The 15274-nt window shown below is 42.6% G+C and carries 15 protein-coding genes; 14 read left to right on the top strand and 1 reads right to left on the bottom strand.

Annotated elements, in window-relative coordinates:
* The first annotated feature begins 18 nt into the window (after positions 1–18).
* From ACFP56_RS03085 to ACFP56_RS03060, 6 genes are all read left to right on the top strand, one after another.
* Positions 19–1392 carry a bifunctional folylpolyglutamate synthase/dihydrofolate synthase gene (locus ACFP56_RS03085; RefSeq protein WP_379230996.1) on the top strand — a complete coding sequence of 458 codons (1374 nt, stop codon included), beginning with the start codon at positions 19–21 and terminating at the stop codon, positions 1390–1392.
* Positions 1393–1399: 7 nt separating this feature from the next.
* Complete coding sequence (murC, locus tag ACFP56_RS03080) at positions 1400–2794, top strand: UDP-N-acetylmuramate--L-alanine ligase (RefSeq protein ID WP_379230994.1); 1395 nt, start codon at positions 1400–1402, stop codon at positions 2792–2794.
* Between the two features lie 143 nt (positions 2795–2937).
* Positions 2938–4467 carry a hypothetical protein gene (locus ACFP56_RS03075; RefSeq protein WP_379230992.1) on the top strand — a complete coding sequence of 510 codons (1530 nt, stop codon included), beginning with the start codon at positions 2938–2940 and terminating at the stop codon, positions 4465–4467.
* Between the two features lie 75 nt (positions 4468–4542).
* Complete coding sequence (locus ACFP56_RS03070; RefSeq protein WP_379230990.1) at positions 4543–4785, top strand: DUF4321 domain-containing protein; 243 nt, start codon at positions 4543–4545, stop codon at positions 4783–4785.
* Positions 4786–4812: 27 nt separating this feature from the next.
* Positions 4813–5574, top strand: coding sequence for a Maf family protein (locus tag ACFP56_RS03065; RefSeq protein ID WP_379230988.1), 762 nt, complete (start codon positions 4813–4815; stop codon positions 5572–5574).
* Between the two features lie 108 nt (positions 5575–5682).
* Positions 5683–6141: a PAS domain-containing protein gene (locus ACFP56_RS03060; RefSeq protein ID WP_379230986.1), complete on the top strand. Its 459-nt coding sequence runs from the start codon at positions 5683–5685 to the stop codon at positions 6139–6141.
* 1 nt (position 6142) lies between these two features.
* Here the strand turns inward: ACFP56_RS03060 and ACFP56_RS03055 are convergent, their stop codons facing one another.
* Positions 6143–6511 (bottom strand): helix-turn-helix domain-containing protein, encoded by a 369-nt coding sequence (locus ACFP56_RS03055; protein WP_379230984.1) that lies wholly within the window; start codon positions 6509–6511, stop codon positions 6143–6145.
* Between the two features lie 574 nt (positions 6512–7085).
* On the opposite strand from ACFP56_RS03055, the gene ACFP56_RS03050 reads away from it, so the two are divergent.
* The 8 genes from ACFP56_RS03050 (at position 7086) to ACFP56_RS03015 (ending at position 15261) form a co-directional block, all read left to right on the top strand.
* On the top strand, positions 7086–8132 hold the full coding sequence (locus ACFP56_RS03050) for a protein-glutamate methylesterase/protein-glutamine glutaminase (protein ID WP_379230981.1): 1047 nt from the start codon (positions 7086–7088) through the stop codon (positions 8130–8132).
* 55 nt (positions 8133–8187) lie between these two features.
* A complete protein-coding gene (locus ACFP56_RS03045) occupies positions 8188–8613 on the top strand; it encodes a chemotaxis protein CheW (protein WP_379230979.1) in 426 nt (141 codons plus the stop codon).
* Between the two features lie 13 nt (positions 8614–8626).
* Positions 8627–10624 carry a chemotaxis protein CheW gene (locus tag ACFP56_RS03040; RefSeq protein ID WP_379230977.1) on the top strand — a complete coding sequence of 666 codons (1998 nt, stop codon included), beginning with the start codon at positions 8627–8629 and terminating at the stop codon, positions 10622–10624.
* 20 nt (positions 10625–10644) lie between these two features.
* Positions 10645–12234 carry a methyl-accepting chemotaxis protein gene (locus ACFP56_RS03035; protein ID WP_379230976.1) on the top strand — a complete coding sequence of 530 codons (1590 nt, stop codon included), beginning with the start codon at positions 10645–10647 and terminating at the stop codon, positions 12232–12234.
* A gap of 108 nt (positions 12235–12342) precedes the next feature.
* A complete protein-coding gene (locus ACFP56_RS03030; protein ID WP_379230975.1) occupies positions 12343–12765 on the top strand; it encodes a DUF4183 domain-containing protein in 423 nt (140 codons plus the stop codon).
* A gap of 77 nt (positions 12766–12842) precedes the next feature.
* Positions 12843–13226, top strand: coding sequence for a DUF4183 domain-containing protein (locus ACFP56_RS03025; RefSeq protein WP_379230974.1), 384 nt, complete (start codon positions 12843–12845; stop codon positions 13224–13226).
* Positions 13227–13507: 281 nt separating this feature from the next.
* Positions 13508–14191, top strand: a complete 684-nt coding sequence (gene radC / locus ACFP56_RS03020; protein WP_379230973.1) for a RadC family protein — start codon at positions 13508–13510, stop codon at positions 14189–14191.
* A gap of 41 nt (positions 14192–14232) precedes the next feature.
* Positions 14233–15261: a rod shape-determining protein gene (locus tag ACFP56_RS03015; protein WP_379230971.1), complete on the top strand. Its 1029-nt coding sequence runs from the start codon at positions 14233–14235 to the stop codon at positions 15259–15261.
* Positions 15262–15274 lie beyond the last annotated feature (13 nt).

Genomic DNA, 15274 nt, shown 5'->3' with positions numbered 1-15274 from the left:
AAGAGAGGAAGAATGGATATGAGCAAACTTCAAGATGTCGCTGCTATGCAGTCCTATTCAGAGGCTGTCGAATGGATTAATGGACTAATTCCGTTCGGCATACGTCCTGGCTTAGAACGTATTGAGCAATTGTTGCAGTCACTTGACAATCCACATCGCAGATTGCGTTTTATCCATGTTGCAGGCACGAATGGTAAGGGCTCGGTATGCTCTTACCTTTCGCATGTTCTGCTCAAGGGTGGATATGATGTAGGAACATTTACTTCGCCATATATTACGAAGTTTACGAATCGCATGCAATATAATGGTCAAGATATAGAAGAGGAAGTTCTGCTGCAGCTTGCCAATAAGGTACGGCCGTTCGTAGAGGAAATGGCTCAGACAGAGCTGGGTTCCCCTACGATGTTCGAGGTTACTGTACTAATTGCGATTTTGTACTACGGAACAGTAACTTATCCTGATTACGTAGTATGGGAAACTGGGCTTGGCGGACGTCTCGATGTGACCAATATTGTAAATCCTGTTGTATCTGTCATTACGAATATCGGTCATGATCATATGGATAAGCTAGGCGATACGCTGGAAGCGATCGCGTATGAAAAAGCAGGCATTATTAAAGCGGGCACTCCCGTCGTGGTAGGTGTGACTCAGCCTGAGGCGCTTCGTGTCATTACCGATGTTGCCAAGGACAAAAAGAGTACATTATATCAGTATCAGAAGCAGTTTGATCAGATGCCGCTTTATGTAGATGAACACGAGCAGCAATTCCGTTTTGAAGGGATTTTCCGTAATATTGAAGAAGTGACGATTACGATGAAGGGCGCACATCAACGACAAAATGCTGCAGTAGCGCTTATGACGATTGAAGTGCTTCGTCAATATTTTGCTTTAGTTATAGATGATGAGGATTTACTTGAGGCAATGAAGGAAACTACCTGGCCTGGACGTCTGGAGCAAATTAGCGACCAGCCTCGTTTGCTGCTTGATGGGGCGCATAATCCCGAAGGAGCAGAAGTGCTTGCGCAAGCCCTCTCTACAACGTTTAAGTATGAAAAATTGCATCTTGTTATGGGAATGATCGAGAATAAGAATCACCGTGACACTTTGAAGCATATATTACCATTAGTGGATACACTAATACTTACAGAGCCTAATTATCGAATGGCTAAAGACGCTGAGCAGCTACGTGTCTTAGTTGAGGATCTTGTGCAAGAGCTTGCATTAACGTCCTTTCCCAACATTATTGTTGAAAAAGACTGGAAAAAGGCGCTAGAACGATTACTTGAAGCAACGAAGGAATCAGATCTTGCAGTAGTTACTGGTACATTGTATTTGATAGGAGACGTGCGCTCGTATATGCTACACAACAAGGATGCAGAAAAAGGCTGGTGAATTCTCTTTGAAAGCAAATGAACAAGTTCATTTCATCGGTATTGGCGGGTATGGTATGAGTGCTATCGCCAAGGTCGTTTTGGAAATGGGCTATAAGGTAACGGGGTCTGATGTAGCACAATCAGCTTTATCCAAAAAGCTTGCTGAACAAGGCGCAATTGTGAAGCTTGGGCATGATGCATCACATATTGATGGCGCTACACTCGTCGTTTATTCTACGGCGGTTAATGCTGATAATGAAGAGCTGGTGGCAGCGAAGCAAGCCGGAATTCCAGTCCTTCATCGCTCAGAAATGCTAGCCAAGCTTCTCAATGCAACCAACGGCATTGCAGTGGCAGGCGCACACGGAAAAACGACAACGTCATCCATGATCGCGCTTGTCATGGAGCTAACGAATCAGGATCCTACCTACATTATTGGCGGAGAGATTGTTAATCTTGGCACCAATGCAAAGGCAGGAAAAGGAGCTTATTTGGTAGCGGAGGCAGATGAAAGTGACGGGTCCTTCCTGCAATATCATCCATCGATTGCAGTTGTTACGAATATTGAAGCGGACCATTTGGAAAATTATGATGGAGATTTCGAAAATATTAAAAAAGCATATGTTCAATTTTTAAAGCAAGTAAAGCCAGAGGGTAAAGCAATCGTTTGCTTGGATGACGCCAATGTAAGAGAGCTGCTGCCAACGGTTTATACGGATCATGCATTACAGCAGACGCAGCTAATTACGTATGGAATTGATCAGCAAGCCGATTATGTGGCATCTTCAATCGAGGAAGGTGATCGCTGTGTAAGCTTTGAATTGAGCTATAAACAGCAATCACTAGGTACATTTAAGCTTTCTGTGCCAGGTCTTCACAACGTTTACAATGCAATGGCAACCATTATATCGGCCATTGAGGCGGGCGTTGACGTAGAAGCCATTCGTGATGCGATTAAGAAGTTTGAAGGTGCTAAGCGCCGTTTTCAGGTGCTGGCTGATACAAATGATATGCTGGTGGTAGACGACTATGCGCATCATCCTACAGAAATCTCAGCTACGATCCGAGCCGCTAAAGCTACAGGAAAAAAAATTACTGCTGTATTTCAGCCACAGCGTTTTACGCGTACTTATTTTTTATTGGATGAATTCAGCAAAGCCTTTCCAGAAGCGGATCAGGTAATCATTACTGATATATATTCACCGGCAGGAGAGACCGCGATTGAAGGTGTTTCTTCACAAAAGCTGGTTGAATTGATTGCCGCAAGTGGGCAGCAAAATGTTGCCTATATTCCGACAAAGGAACTGGTGCTGGAGCAGCTTAAGCAAACGATCTCACCAGGCGATATTGTCATTACAATGGGCGCGGGCGATATCTGGAAGGTATCGCATGAGCTAGGTGCCTTTATACAACAGCAGTAGAGGCATAAGGGCGAAAGACCTTTTCTCATTCATCAAAGTGAATGAGAAAAGGTCTTTTTTGTATTTCTATCTATTTTTTCTATCATATTTGAAACCTGCGATTCATAGAATGATAGTGTGATAGATGAAAAGGAGTGAGCATCGTGACGAAAAGCAATCGTATAACGTATCGATTTGATCGCCGAGGCAATAAAATAGATGAAGTACTGCCTGCTCGTGAAGCTGATTCTAGTATTGAACCGTCAGTTGTTGAACAGCCTGAGACTTTGATAGAGCACCAAGCTGAGGATGCTAGAGAGGATGTTTCATTAACAGAGCCTTCACACTTAGTTGAATATGAGCTTGATTATGACAAGCTTGAGCGACTTATTCGTGAAAGCAATGGAAGCGAGGCAGCATCTGTCTTGAGCGATGAGGTGAGCCCTCAGAATGCGGTAGAGGATACTTTTGATCTGAAGGCATCTGCTACGCTGTCAGACACGTTTCATAAGGCGGATCATGCAGAGGATATGAGTCAAAATATGTTGGAACATCAATCGCATCTAATGAAAGATACGGATAGTTCTACATATGCAGGAAATGGCCATGATTCGCATGAGCAGCAGCGGTATGTAGAACCATCGATGGTTCCAACTACAACTAAAGCTGCAGCGCAGTCCATCAGTTATGGTGAGCGCGAGCAGCAGAGGCTCTATGAGCTGGATCAATATGAAGATGAACTGCTGGAACGGAATTTCAGCTCAAGGACAAAAAATTTCGAACCTGATATGATAGAGGAGACACCGCGCAGATCTGACAGACGCCAGACATTTACCTGGGTAAATGGAGCGGTTTCTGTTGCGAGTGCGATTGTAACGGGTGTGTGCATAGGCTACTTGTTGCTTTCGCTTGTGTTTGGAATGTCAGTGTGGCCATTCTCTAGTCTGAACAAGTCAGCAGCGTCTGGGCAAAATGCTGTTCATGAAATAAAACCCAACACGAATGAGCAAGCTGAGGAACAGCTCGCAACATTGCCCGTGCAGTCGTCTGAGTCGTCTCAACCGGCTGTAGCAGGCTTGCAGCTTGATGGTGCACATTATAGCTATCAGGTGTTGCAGGCAGGTGTGTTTACCCTGGAGAAAACTCGGGATGAGGTGCTTGCTACGTTAAGTCATGCGGGCTATGAAGGTCATTTTATTAAGGACGACAGTGATCGTTACTTTGTTTATGCAGGCGTTGCTACTTCACCGACCAATGCAGCTCCTGTTCAAAGCGGTATTAAAGGGGTTGAAACGTATCGCAAGGAGCTAACGGTTACTTTACCGTCACAGATGCCATTTCTCGGTGAGGCTGACCAGCTGGAGCAATATGTGAACGAAGCCAATACGCTTATTGCGATGTATGCTGATCTAGTGACAGCGCAGCTTGAGCAAACAAGCTTTAGTGCAATAGGTGAAGCGGCTCAGCGCTCTTGGCAAGCTTCTCATGAACAATGGTTAAAGCTTGCTGATGCCATTGAACCTAAGTGGGCGAGCTCAGAGGATAATCAGCATGCGCAGGCACTCAAGGAGCAGCTGATCGAGGCAGACAAGCAGCTGCAAGGCTATCAGGAGCAGCCTAGGTCCAACTACCTATGGAAGGTGCAGTCCGCCCTTGTAAAATCTGTACTTATTCAAAAAGAGTGGTTTGAGTAAGAAAACTCATTGTCAGGTTCTGACGTGGTGCGTATAATATGTAAATGTAGAACGCATACAGAGAGGACTGGACCAATGAAGAAAAACAAATGGACGCTTTTTCTGCTCGTTTTGCTTGGATTGTTGGCGGGATCATTAGTTTCATATTGGCTGGAGGCTGTTCCAGGTCTATCCTTTTTGACCAATGCAATTACGACTAGCTGGTCGCCATCCTTTGATTTTCATGTTATTGCACTTGATTTGTCGCTGCACATAAATGTCAGCTTGCTCAGCATTATTGGTATGATTGCGGCAATCTGGTGGTATCGTAAGTTGTAAACATGATCGTTAAGGGAGAATGAACACATGCGCAAAGCGACTCAAACTTATACCTCTTCTCATATACACCAGTTAATATTGGCATCGTCATCACCACGCCGGAAGGAATTGGTCGCTTTGCTTGACCTTCCTGTTCCGGTTTCTGTTTTTTCTATAGATGTAGATGAGCATATTCATTCAGCATGGCAGCCAGATGAGGCTGTTGAACAGCTTAGCTTGGCGAAGGCAAGGGCTGTTGCTCAAGCGATCAAGAATGGAGAAGCTCCACAGGCATTGCCTTCGAACAATGCTCTAATTTTGGCTGCTGACACAATTGTTGTGCTTGAGGATCAAATATTGGGCAAGCCAATATCACATGAAGATGCGGCAGCTACATTAAGAAAACTGAGTGGTCGTAGTCATCATGTCTATACGGGTGTAGTTCTCCAGCACATCGCTGTGGATGAAAACATACTTAACCATTCTGATGATCATGATAGACTTCCAATCATACCGCTTGGTGATATAGGGCAGTACCGAATTCAGCACCATAATGACTCACTGGAGTGTATTATCGGGTATAGCTGTAGCAAAGTAACTTTTAAATCGCTAAGTGAAGAAGAAATTCAGGCCTACATTCGGACAGGCGAGCCATTGGATAAAGCCGGTTCATACGGTGTTCAGGGTATCGGCTCTGTTTTTATAGAGAGAATTGAAGGTGACTTTTACAGCATTATGGGACTACCTTTAAATTTACTATATCAGATGCTATTAAAATTTGGGGTAAGTCCGTTCGATTCATATTATTAGTATTCGTACCGCTTAGGGACGAATACTTTTTTAGTTGGTTGAATTACATGCAATTAACCTGCAGAAAAACAGCTGGGACTCGCAACTAGAATCAGGGGGAGTTCATGCATGTCGAAGGAAACAAAAGTAACGTATGAGTACTTAAAACGAATGAATGTAGAACAAAGCGATGCTGTTATTAAAGTTGATCTCAATAAAATCATTAGAAAAATGCTAACGAATTATGCGGACTTGCTGATGGCAGATCGTTTTTATAATAAATATGTACTGCTATGCTGCTTGGATATGAACGGTGAGTTTATTTATCTGTGTCCAAATCATTCGAAGGTGATCGGGTTTGCGGCAGAGGAATTGATCGGTAAAAAAGGCTACGACATGATTCACCCGGATGATGTGAAGCGGGTGAATCATTTTATCGTTGAAGTGCTTAGCAGCAAACAGCCCAAAGAAATAACGTATCGAATTAAGCATAAGCAAGGGGGCTATGTCACCGTGCAAAGCGTCTGCATGCCTTATTTGGTTGAAGACAGAGCGGCTGCAATTATCTGTTTTTCAAATAATTTGTAGGCTAATTGCTTCTCTTTAATTCATGAAGCGTTTTAATAAAGGCTAATATGGCTCGCTTATCGTCGTCTGAAAAGTCCAGCTTTTCTCCCATAAATTCTAATGGGTATTTTTGTAGTATTTCATCCAGTGGGACAGAAGTAACATCTTGTAAAAATTGCTGCTCCTGTTGATTTAATTCCGATTCACTACGGCCGAGCAAATAGTCAATAGAAACGCCATGCAAGTCAGACATTTTTTGCAGGAGTTCATTGCTCGGTTGTACGTGATTATTTTCATAATGAGAATATCTGGCTCTTGAGATTCCTAGTAAACTGGCAATTTGTTTTTGTGTTCGTTTTCCTCTCAGCTTGACTAAACGCTCTCCTAACATGGCTTTCATCCTTTCTATTTATGTAAACAGCAGTATTGTATTCTGTACTTTTTACGTTCCCCCAACTTATAGCTTTATCGTAGGGAATTCTCGAATATATTTTAGATAAAAAATTTATCATTGACGATAAAAAAATTATCTAATATATTGTTAGTAGATTCGGCAAAATTCTACAAAAAGCGCAATGAACTGGTGATGAATTTATTTAGAGTATTCTGTCGCAACACGTTTAGGTCGATGTATTGAGTTAAGATGTGCGCGGGACGGCTAATGGCCATCATACGAAATGCAAAATGAATTTGTATTGCTTGAGTATGTTGGGAAAAAGGTCTGCCTCGAAGCAGTAAGGAAGCCACTTTGCCTTGGCTTTTTGTGCATGATTAGTTATTAAACGATGTTAACAATGCTCGAAAGCTAAGTCAAGCTATTGTGATGGTGGTTCCATATCTGTGCTAGAATTGTCAATTGTCAGGAGGGTCAGAACAGCAAGGGGAATTGTTGTCAGAATCGTTTGAATGTTCAGAGTTTTAATGAAGTGTGATATAAGGACAATGACTCTTCAGGAGTGTTAAGTATGAAAATCAAAGTTTTAGCTGTGGACGATTCAGCGTTTATGAGGAAGTTGATTGGGAAAATCGTACAATCGGATCCAATGCTGGAGCTTGTAGATACAGCGGTAAATGGGCAGGATGCCATTGAAAAAACAATAAAGTATAAGCCCAATGTGATTACGATGGATGTTGAAATGCCTGTGATGAATGGCATTGAAGCAGTGCGAGTATTGATGAAGAAGCAGCCAACTCCAATTATTATGCTTAGCTCACTGACACAAGAGGGAGCAAGTGAGACAATCGAGGCTCTTGAGGCAGGAGCGATAGACTTTGTACATAAGCCATCTGGTTCAATATCCATCGATATTCATAAAGTTGAACAGGAACTTCTTCTGAAAATAAAAACTGCTGCAAAAGTAACGCCTAGAAGCCCGCTTGCCATGAAGCGAGTGCCGATCACAACAAAGCATAATCATGCAGCTAGCTCGATAGTTAGACAGCTTGTTGCAATTGGTGCTTCAACGGGAGGACCACAAGCTCTCACGAGTTTATTGTCAAGCTTGCCAGCAGACTTCTCACACCCACTTCTCATTGTTCAGCATATGCCGCAAAAATTTACGGCAATTTTGTCTGAGCGGCTAAACAATTTGTCATCCCTTCATGTGAAAGAAGCTTCTCATGGCGATGTTGTACGTAATGGATGGGCATATATTGCGCCAGGAGATTACCATATGAACGTGGTACGAACGAACGGGAGGCTAACGATTGCTTTGCATCAAGAAGAGAGACGAGGCTTGCATCGACCTTCTGTTGATGAGCTGTTTGCGTCCGTGAACAAGCTGACTGATTTGAAGCGGCATTATGTACTATTGACTGGTATGGGACGTGATGGTGCTGAAAAAATGCATGAGGCGAAACAGCTAGGAGCAGCTTCTACGATTGCTGAGCATAAAGATAGCTGCATTGTGTATGGAATGCCTAGAGCTGCGGTTGAGCTTGGCGCAGTGGAGCATATTGTGCCGCTTGAGAAGATGTCTGAGAAAATTCAAGAAGTGACAAGCCGCCAATAACAATCACGTTAAGAAGCAAAAGATAGCCAATAGCCGGAAGAAGAGAGGAAAGCATATGCAGGCGTCAGATGTAATACAATACGTTGAATTTGGCATTGAAGATGAAACGTATGCCTTAAAAATATCCGACATTCAAGAAATTATTAAAGTGCAAGAGATGACGGAAATTCCGAATTGCAGAAGCTATGTGAAAGGCGTCATTAATTTAAGAGGGAAAATCGTCCCGATTATTAGCCTGCGATTGCTTTTTGAACTGAAAGAAGATGAGCTGACAAAAGCATCACGCATTATTGTTGTTAATCATAAGGAAGAGGCGGTTGGCATCGTCGTCGACCGCGTGAATAAAGTAACAACATTTCCTGACATACAGCCCCCGCCAGAGCGGATTGGAGGAATAAGCGGATCTTATTTTACAGCTATTGGAGTTTCCGAGAGTGGTCTAGTTGGAATTCTAAAGCTCAATGAAGTGCTTCTTCAATAGCAGGAGGGAACGTATGGTGGATTTATCAGATTTTCGTGATGTGTATTTGGAAGAACTGGAAGAGCAGCTTCAAATGCTGGAGGAAGAAATTTTGCGTCTCGAAGGCGATGGAGGTAGTGAAGAAGGCATAAACCGCATGTTTCGAGCCGTACACACATTAAAGGGCTCATCCGCAGCTATGGGCTATCAAATGATGAAATCGTTGGCACATGAGATGGAGCATTGTTTAGATTTGATCCGTAACCATCATACGACATTAACCAGGCAAATGATTGATTTATTCTTTTCGTTTCTGGATCGCATGAAAAAGCTTCAGTACGAGATTGTTACATATAATGTAGAGCATTCCCATATTGAAGATCTCGTTGAAAAATTAAAAGCAGTAATGGATGATCCGGGCAAGGACCTGGAGCCTATGACGCTTCCAGAGCACATTTTAATATCGATGTCCTCGCCCGTTATTGAAGACTCGCCACTTCTTTATATTCGCATTTCTTTAGTGAAGGAAGGGGTTATGAAGCTTGCTCGATTGAATATGATTGATGCGGCACTGCTTCAACTAGGCGAAGTTTTGTGGAGAAGTCTGGAACCGGGGATTGAGAAAGATGATGAGCACATCGAGCAAGAGGATTGGTTGTTGGCATCCAAACAAAGCTTGAATGAGATTGAAGCAACAATAGCTGCGATAACGGATGTCGAGCATGTAGAAGTTTACCCTGTCTTGCTGAACGATGTGCAGACGAAGCGCAGTCGATCAAGCAGTACGGACGAAGAGCTGAATGCCTATACGTATGAGCAGCAAGAGAAGTACAAATCGAATACGATTCGGGTGAATGTGAGTCGACTGGAACGACTTATGGATTATGTCGGGGAGCTTGTGATCGAACAGACACGTATTGAGCAAATTCAAAAGCAGTTTATTCAAAAATACGGATCAGATGGACTGATTGAGGAATTAACAAGCATATCTGATCACTTGCATCGTGTTGTTAAGGAAATTCAGGAAAGCGTGATGGAAGTGAGAATGCTTCCGATTGAGCAGCTGTTCAATCGATTTCCGAGAATGGTAAGAGATCTTGTACAAGCACTTGATAAAAAAGTGGAGCTTGTGATGGAAGGCAAGGAGACGGAATTGGATCGCTCCTTAATTGAGGAGATTGGCGATCCGATGATTCATCTTATCCGAAATGCAATTGACCACGGCATTGAAGCTCCAGATATTAGAAGATCACTAGGAAAACCTGAAACGGGACTGCTGCACATAGCAGGATCACATGAGGACAGTTCTGTACTCATTACGGTGAAGGATGATGGAGGAGGAATTGATACAGATAGACTGCGACAAAAAGCAGTGGAAAAAGAGCTGTTAACCTATGAGGAAGCAGAAGCTCTGTCTGATCATGAAGCGATTCAGTTGATTTTCCATCCAGGTTTTTCAACTGCGAACCGATTGAGTGATGTCTCAGGTCGTGGAGTTGGAATGGATATTGTACGAACGGACATTGAACGTTTGAACGGTATGATTGATATTGAGACAGAAAAAGGCAAAGGGACAACGTTCAAAATTAAATTGCCATTAACGCTTGCGATTATTACAGGACTGCTCGTGAAAATTGGGAAATGGACTTTCGTGCTTCCGATGAGCAATGTGGCGGAAATCGTTAGATTGAAACAAGAAAAAGTAAAGAAAGTTAAGGGTATACCAGTCATTTATTTACGAGATCAAATTATCCCGTTATTGTGGCTTCATGATCATTTTAATATCGCCAGATCTAATGCAACAGAAGGTTTTTTGCATGTCGTCATCATTGGCCGAGCAGAAAAAAAGCTTGCAATTGTAGTAGATGAACTTAAAGGAAACCAGGAAATTGTCATCAAATCGTTAGGTTCATTTATCGGGAAAATGGATGGCATCACTGGGGCGACTATCCTTGGTGATGGAAGTGTAGCATTAATACTTGAAATCGGAAGCATGTTTCAGCCAATGAATAACAGCGTAATTACAATATAGTTGAAAAAGAGGGAAATATAATGAGTTGGTATAATAACCTAAAAACGAGCACAAAGCTGATTTCTGCATTTTTAATTATGGCAATGATGGTGGCGACTGTTGGGATTTACGGGCTTTTCAGCTTAGACAAAATGAATAATAGCGCGCATCGCATGTATACGGACGTTGCCGTGTCGACCTATAATCTGCAATCAGCTCAAGTTAGCTATACGAATCTCCGTGTTGCAGTGAGAGATCTACTAACCGTAAGCTCGCAGGAAGAGATGGATTCTGTTAAAGAGAGAATCGAAGAACATAAAGCGAATTTAATTAGTAAGATTGAAGACTACCGCGACGGGTATCTGTCTGAATTCGAGCAGCAAGCCATTCAAACGTTTGACCAAACATGGAGCAACTATCAAGTCACGTTGAACCGTTCATTGGAGCTAGCAGATTCCGATCAGAATGACGCACTGATCTTGCTCATTAAAGGCGATTTTACAGTAGTAGGAAACCAATTGAGAGATGTCATTGACAATACAGTTGATGCTGCAATGAAATTTGGTGATACTTCAGATCAGGATAACGCTGCGTTGTACAAGCAAGTACAGCTTGTAACGATTATCGTTATAGTTCTTGGTGTCGCTCTAAGTATTGGACTTGGCCTAATTATCTCGCTTATTATTTCCAGACCGCTTGGACGAGTAGTTGAGCTAGTTAAAAAAGTAGCGAATGGCGATCTAAGAGAAAACACTGAAATTAGCAGAAAGGACGAAATAGGTCAATTGGCGGCTTCTGTTAATTTAATGGTAGATAACTTGAGAGCAACGATCGGCAATATTCTGCTTTCCGCACAGAGTGTATCCGCGGCATCTGAACAGATTTCTGCCAGCACTCAGGAAATAGCAAGCGGAAGTACCAATCAGGCTAACGATGCCCAAATGATCAGTGAGCTTTTCAATGAGCTGTCCACCGTCATTCATTCTGTTGCGCAAAATACTGAAGAAGCATCTGAGCTGTCAAGCAAAACAGTGGAAGTGGCTAAAGTTGGTAATAGTGTCATAACCGCGTCAATGAAAAGCATGGGTGCTGTCAACGAGCAAATGAAAAAGCTTGAAAGCGATTCGCAGAAAATTGGCGAGATTACACAAGTTATCGAAGATATCGCTGATCAAACAAATTTGCTCGCTTTAAATGCGGCTATTGAGGCTGCAAGAGCCGGTGAGCAGGGACGTGGTTTTGCCGTGGTTGCAGATGAAGTGCGCAAGCTGGCAGAGCGAAGCGGTGAAGCAACAAAGCAAATAACGATAATTATTAAAGGAATGCAGGAGAACACGAAGCAAAGTGCTGGTGTTGTACAGGAAAGTGTCGACCTCTCCATTAAAACAGGTGAATCCTTTAAGGAGATTACAGAGATCGTTGAAATTACCGGGCAAAAGGTTACGGAAATTGCAGCAGCTAGTGAACAGCAGGCAGCGCAGGCTTCAACGGTGCTTCAATCTGTAGAAAGCATCTCTGCCGTAACCGAGGAAACGGCAGCAAGCAGTGAAGAGACAGCCTTAACAGCACAGTCGTTAGCGCAGCTTGCTGAGGATCTTAACAAATCGGTATCGATCTTTAGAATCAATTAATAAAATGCTTTTTACAGTCCTATGAAACAAGACTATTCATTTGTCCATATCGCGATGTATGCTGACCTCATATTGTATTCCAAATAGAGTGTACTGGAGGTCAGATAATTGCGGCTGCACAGGAAATGTAACCTGGTCTGGCATGCTAAAGATGAGGCTAGCCATGGTAACCGAAAAGCTTGTCAGATCAATGGAATACATGTTAATAGGTCTGCGTGTTCTCCGGCAATTAGAGTTGTTGTAGAACGATATTTTTTTGTATCACCGCATGATATTGTGTTAACGGATCAAAAGCAAACCATAGAATGTTCGCAATTTGTAAATGATGAAGGAACCGTTGTTGGGAAATTTCGTGATTTTGGAAAATCAGGCTATTTTAATTTGTACGTCAATGGCATGATGCAAGGGGCGAGCGTTTATCGTATTAAGTCGACAGGTGTAACGTTGGCGGCTACAGGACAGATTATTTATCAAGGAACACCAATCATAATTGAGTCGATCGGTTTTTATTTAAGCAAGAAAAAATACTGAAATAGGTAACGTTAACACTGGCAATGGATAAGCTTTGAAATATATATATAGTATCTTATATATAAGGAGGGCTTAATATGGCATTACAGCTAATGAAGCTCCAGGTTCTCGCAACGACTTCGGTCGAAGCTAATCCACAGCCTCAAAAGTTTTTTTATGTAACGACTGGCGAAACTGCAGCTGGAGCTGTACTGACGATTGATGCGGCGGACTTTTTCGGAGACACTGGCGAAGCTGCTGATTCATTACCTGAGCTTGAGGCCAACAATAGTATGTACAGCGTGTATGTGAATGGTGTGTTGCAAATGGAGGGCATTACGACGTATACGCCAGGTGCTACTTCAGTTGGTTCATTAGCCATTAACGTTCCTGCTGGTGGCGATCCTATATTGGCCAATTCACCGATCGTTTTATCCGTTGTCAATTATGTACCGACATCTACTGTTGATATCACCACATAATGAAAAAAGTCAAAAGTCCGAGAAGCGTTCTCGGACTTTTTTCTATAAATAATTTTTAATGTATTAATTATTTTTTATTATTTGTTACTTGTACATAGCCGGCTCGTAGATTACGATTGTTGATGCCGATAAGATTAGTACATTCAGTCTGTTGTCATAATCGGTCTTTCAGCTGTTGTGCAACGCTTTTCTGGGTACTATAATGATAAGATATGCTTCTCGTGTAATGACATGTTACGGCTTTATATATCAACTATTATAGCTGAAAGGCGGGAGCCAAGATGCAACATCAGACGCTGCGTCAGCTTCCTCATAATCAACGTCCTAGAGAGCGCATGATGGCATATGGGGCAGATGCTTTAAGTCATGCTGAATTGTTAGCAATATTAATTAGAACAGGAACGAAGGATCAATCCGCTGTACAATTATCCACTAATTTGCTTCAGCAGTGCGGCTCATTGCGGGAGCTTGTGGATATGAGCGTTGAAGAGCTTACAGCTATTAAAGGAATTGGACAAGCTAAAGCGCTGCAGCTTCTAGCTGGTATTGAGCTGGGCAAAAGGGTTGCCAAAAGCATGCTTGGCGATGTCGTTACAGTACGAAGCCCTTATGATGCGGCAATGTATATGATGGAAGAGCTGCGATATTTGAAAAAAGAACATTTTGTATGCCTATTTTTAAATACAAAAAATCATATTATAGGTAAAGAAACGCTATCGATGGGTACATTAAATGCATCGCTTGTGCATCCTCGTGAAGTGTTCCGAGCAGCAATAAAAGTGAGCAGTGCATCCATTATCTGTATGCATAACCATCCAAGTGGCGATCCTTCGCCTAGTTCTGAGGATATACAAATTACAAAACGTTTAGCTGAAGCGGGATCCTTGCTTGGTATTGAGGTGCTTGATCACATCGTGATTGGCGATGGAAGATTCGTCAGTTTGAAGGAGCAAGGCCATCTATAATATAATGGATAGGGATTGACCGACAAGAAGGGAGTTACATCATGTTTGGAAGTTTTACAAAAGATTTAGGAATTGATCTAGGTACTGCAAACACATTAGTATATATTAAGGGGAAAGGTGTCGTTGTACGCGAGCCTTCCGTTGTTGCAGTGCGTAACGATACAAAGGAAGTTGTGCAAGTTGGTGAACATGCCAAACTGATGATAGGACGCACACCAGGCAATATTAGCGCAATTCGTCCAATGAAGGATGGCGTAATCGCTGATTTTGATACTACGACAGCGATGATCAAATATTTCATTAAGAAGGCACAAAAAAGCAAATCATGGTTTGGGAATCATCCTAATATAATGATCTGTGTGCCATCAGGCATTACGGCAGTTGAAAAGCGTGCGGTAGAGGATGCAGCGAAGCAAGCGGGAGCAAGGGATGCTCAGACGATAGAAGAGCCGTTCGCAGCCGCGATTGGTGCTAATTTGCCAGTATGGGAGCCTACTGGTAGCATGGTCGTTGATATCGGCGGTGGGACAACTGAGGTGGCAATTATTTCGCTGGGCGGTATTGTTACCAGCCGTTCGATTCGTGTAGCTGGCGATAATATGGACGAAGCGATTATTCAATACATTAAAAAAGCGTATAATCTGCTAATCGGTGAACGCACAGCTGAGCAGCTGAAGATGGAAATTGGTTCTGCGACCAAGCTTGATCAGCCGCTATCCATGGATATTCGTGGTCGTGATATTTTGTCAGGCTTGCCTAAAACGATGACCATTTCATCAGATGAAATTACTGACGCGCTTGCTGATACAATTAATCTTATTGTAGAAGCTGTGAAAATCACGCTTGAAAAAAGTCCCCCTGAATTGTCTGCGGATATTATGGATCGTGGAATCGTGTTAACTGGCGGTGGCGCACTTCTTAAAAATTTGGATCAACTACTAAAAAAAGAAACGGGAATGCCGGTAATGGTGGCTGATAACGCATTAGATTGTGTTGCGATTGGTACAGGTCTTGCTCTGGAGCACATGGATTTATTCAGATCTAAATCCACATTGAAATCTAAACGTTAAGCCTGCATACCGA

It is taken from the genome of Paenibacillus septentrionalis (assembly GCF_042659865.1).
Taxonomy (GTDB): domain Bacteria; phylum Bacillota; class Bacilli; order Paenibacillales; family Paenibacillaceae; genus Pristimantibacillus; species Pristimantibacillus septentrionalis.
The sequence above is the reverse complement of the archived record's forward strand: the minus strand, read 5'-3'. Positions and strand labels throughout refer to the sequence as shown.

Coding starts and splice junctions, on each gene's coding strand:
- ACFP56_RS03085 (WP_379230996.1), top strand. CDS start 19: ATGAGCAAACTTCAAGATGTCGCTGCTATGCAGTCCTATTCAGAGGCT.
- ACFP56_RS03070 (WP_379230990.1), top strand. CDS start 4,543: ATGAAGAAAAACAAATGGACGCTTTTTCTGCTCGTTTTGCTTGGATTG.
- ACFP56_RS03065 (WP_379230988.1), top strand. CDS start 4,813: ATGCGCAAAGCGACTCAAACTTATACCTCTTCTCATATACACCAGTTA.
- ACFP56_RS03060 (WP_379230986.1), top strand. CDS start 5,683: ATGTCGAAGGAAACAAAAGTAACGTATGAGTACTTAAAACGAATGAAT.
- ACFP56_RS03055 (WP_379230984.1), bottom strand. CDS start 6,511: ATGTTAGGAGAGCGTTTAGTCAAGCTGAGAGGAAAACGAACACAAAAA.
- ACFP56_RS03050 (WP_379230981.1), top strand. CDS start 7,086: ATGAAAATCAAAGTTTTAGCTGTGGACGATTCAGCGTTTATGAGGAAG.
- ACFP56_RS03045 (WP_379230979.1), top strand. CDS start 8,188: ATGCAGGCGTCAGATGTAATACAATACGTTGAATTTGGCATTGAAGAT.
- ACFP56_RS03040 (WP_379230977.1), top strand. CDS start 8,627: ATGGTGGATTTATCAGATTTTCGTGATGTGTATTTGGAAGAACTGGAA.
- ACFP56_RS03035 (WP_379230976.1), top strand. CDS start 10,645: ATGAGTTGGTATAATAACCTAAAAACGAGCACAAAGCTGATTTCTGCA.
- ACFP56_RS03025 (WP_379230974.1), top strand. CDS start 12,843: ATGGCATTACAGCTAATGAAGCTCCAGGTTCTCGCAACGACTTCGGTC.
- radC (WP_379230973.1), top strand. CDS start 13,508: ATGCAACATCAGACGCTGCGTCAGCTTCCTCATAATCAACGTCCTAGA.
- ACFP56_RS03015 (WP_379230971.1), top strand. CDS start 14,233: ATGTTTGGAAGTTTTACAAAAGATTTAGGAATTGATCTAGGTACTGCA.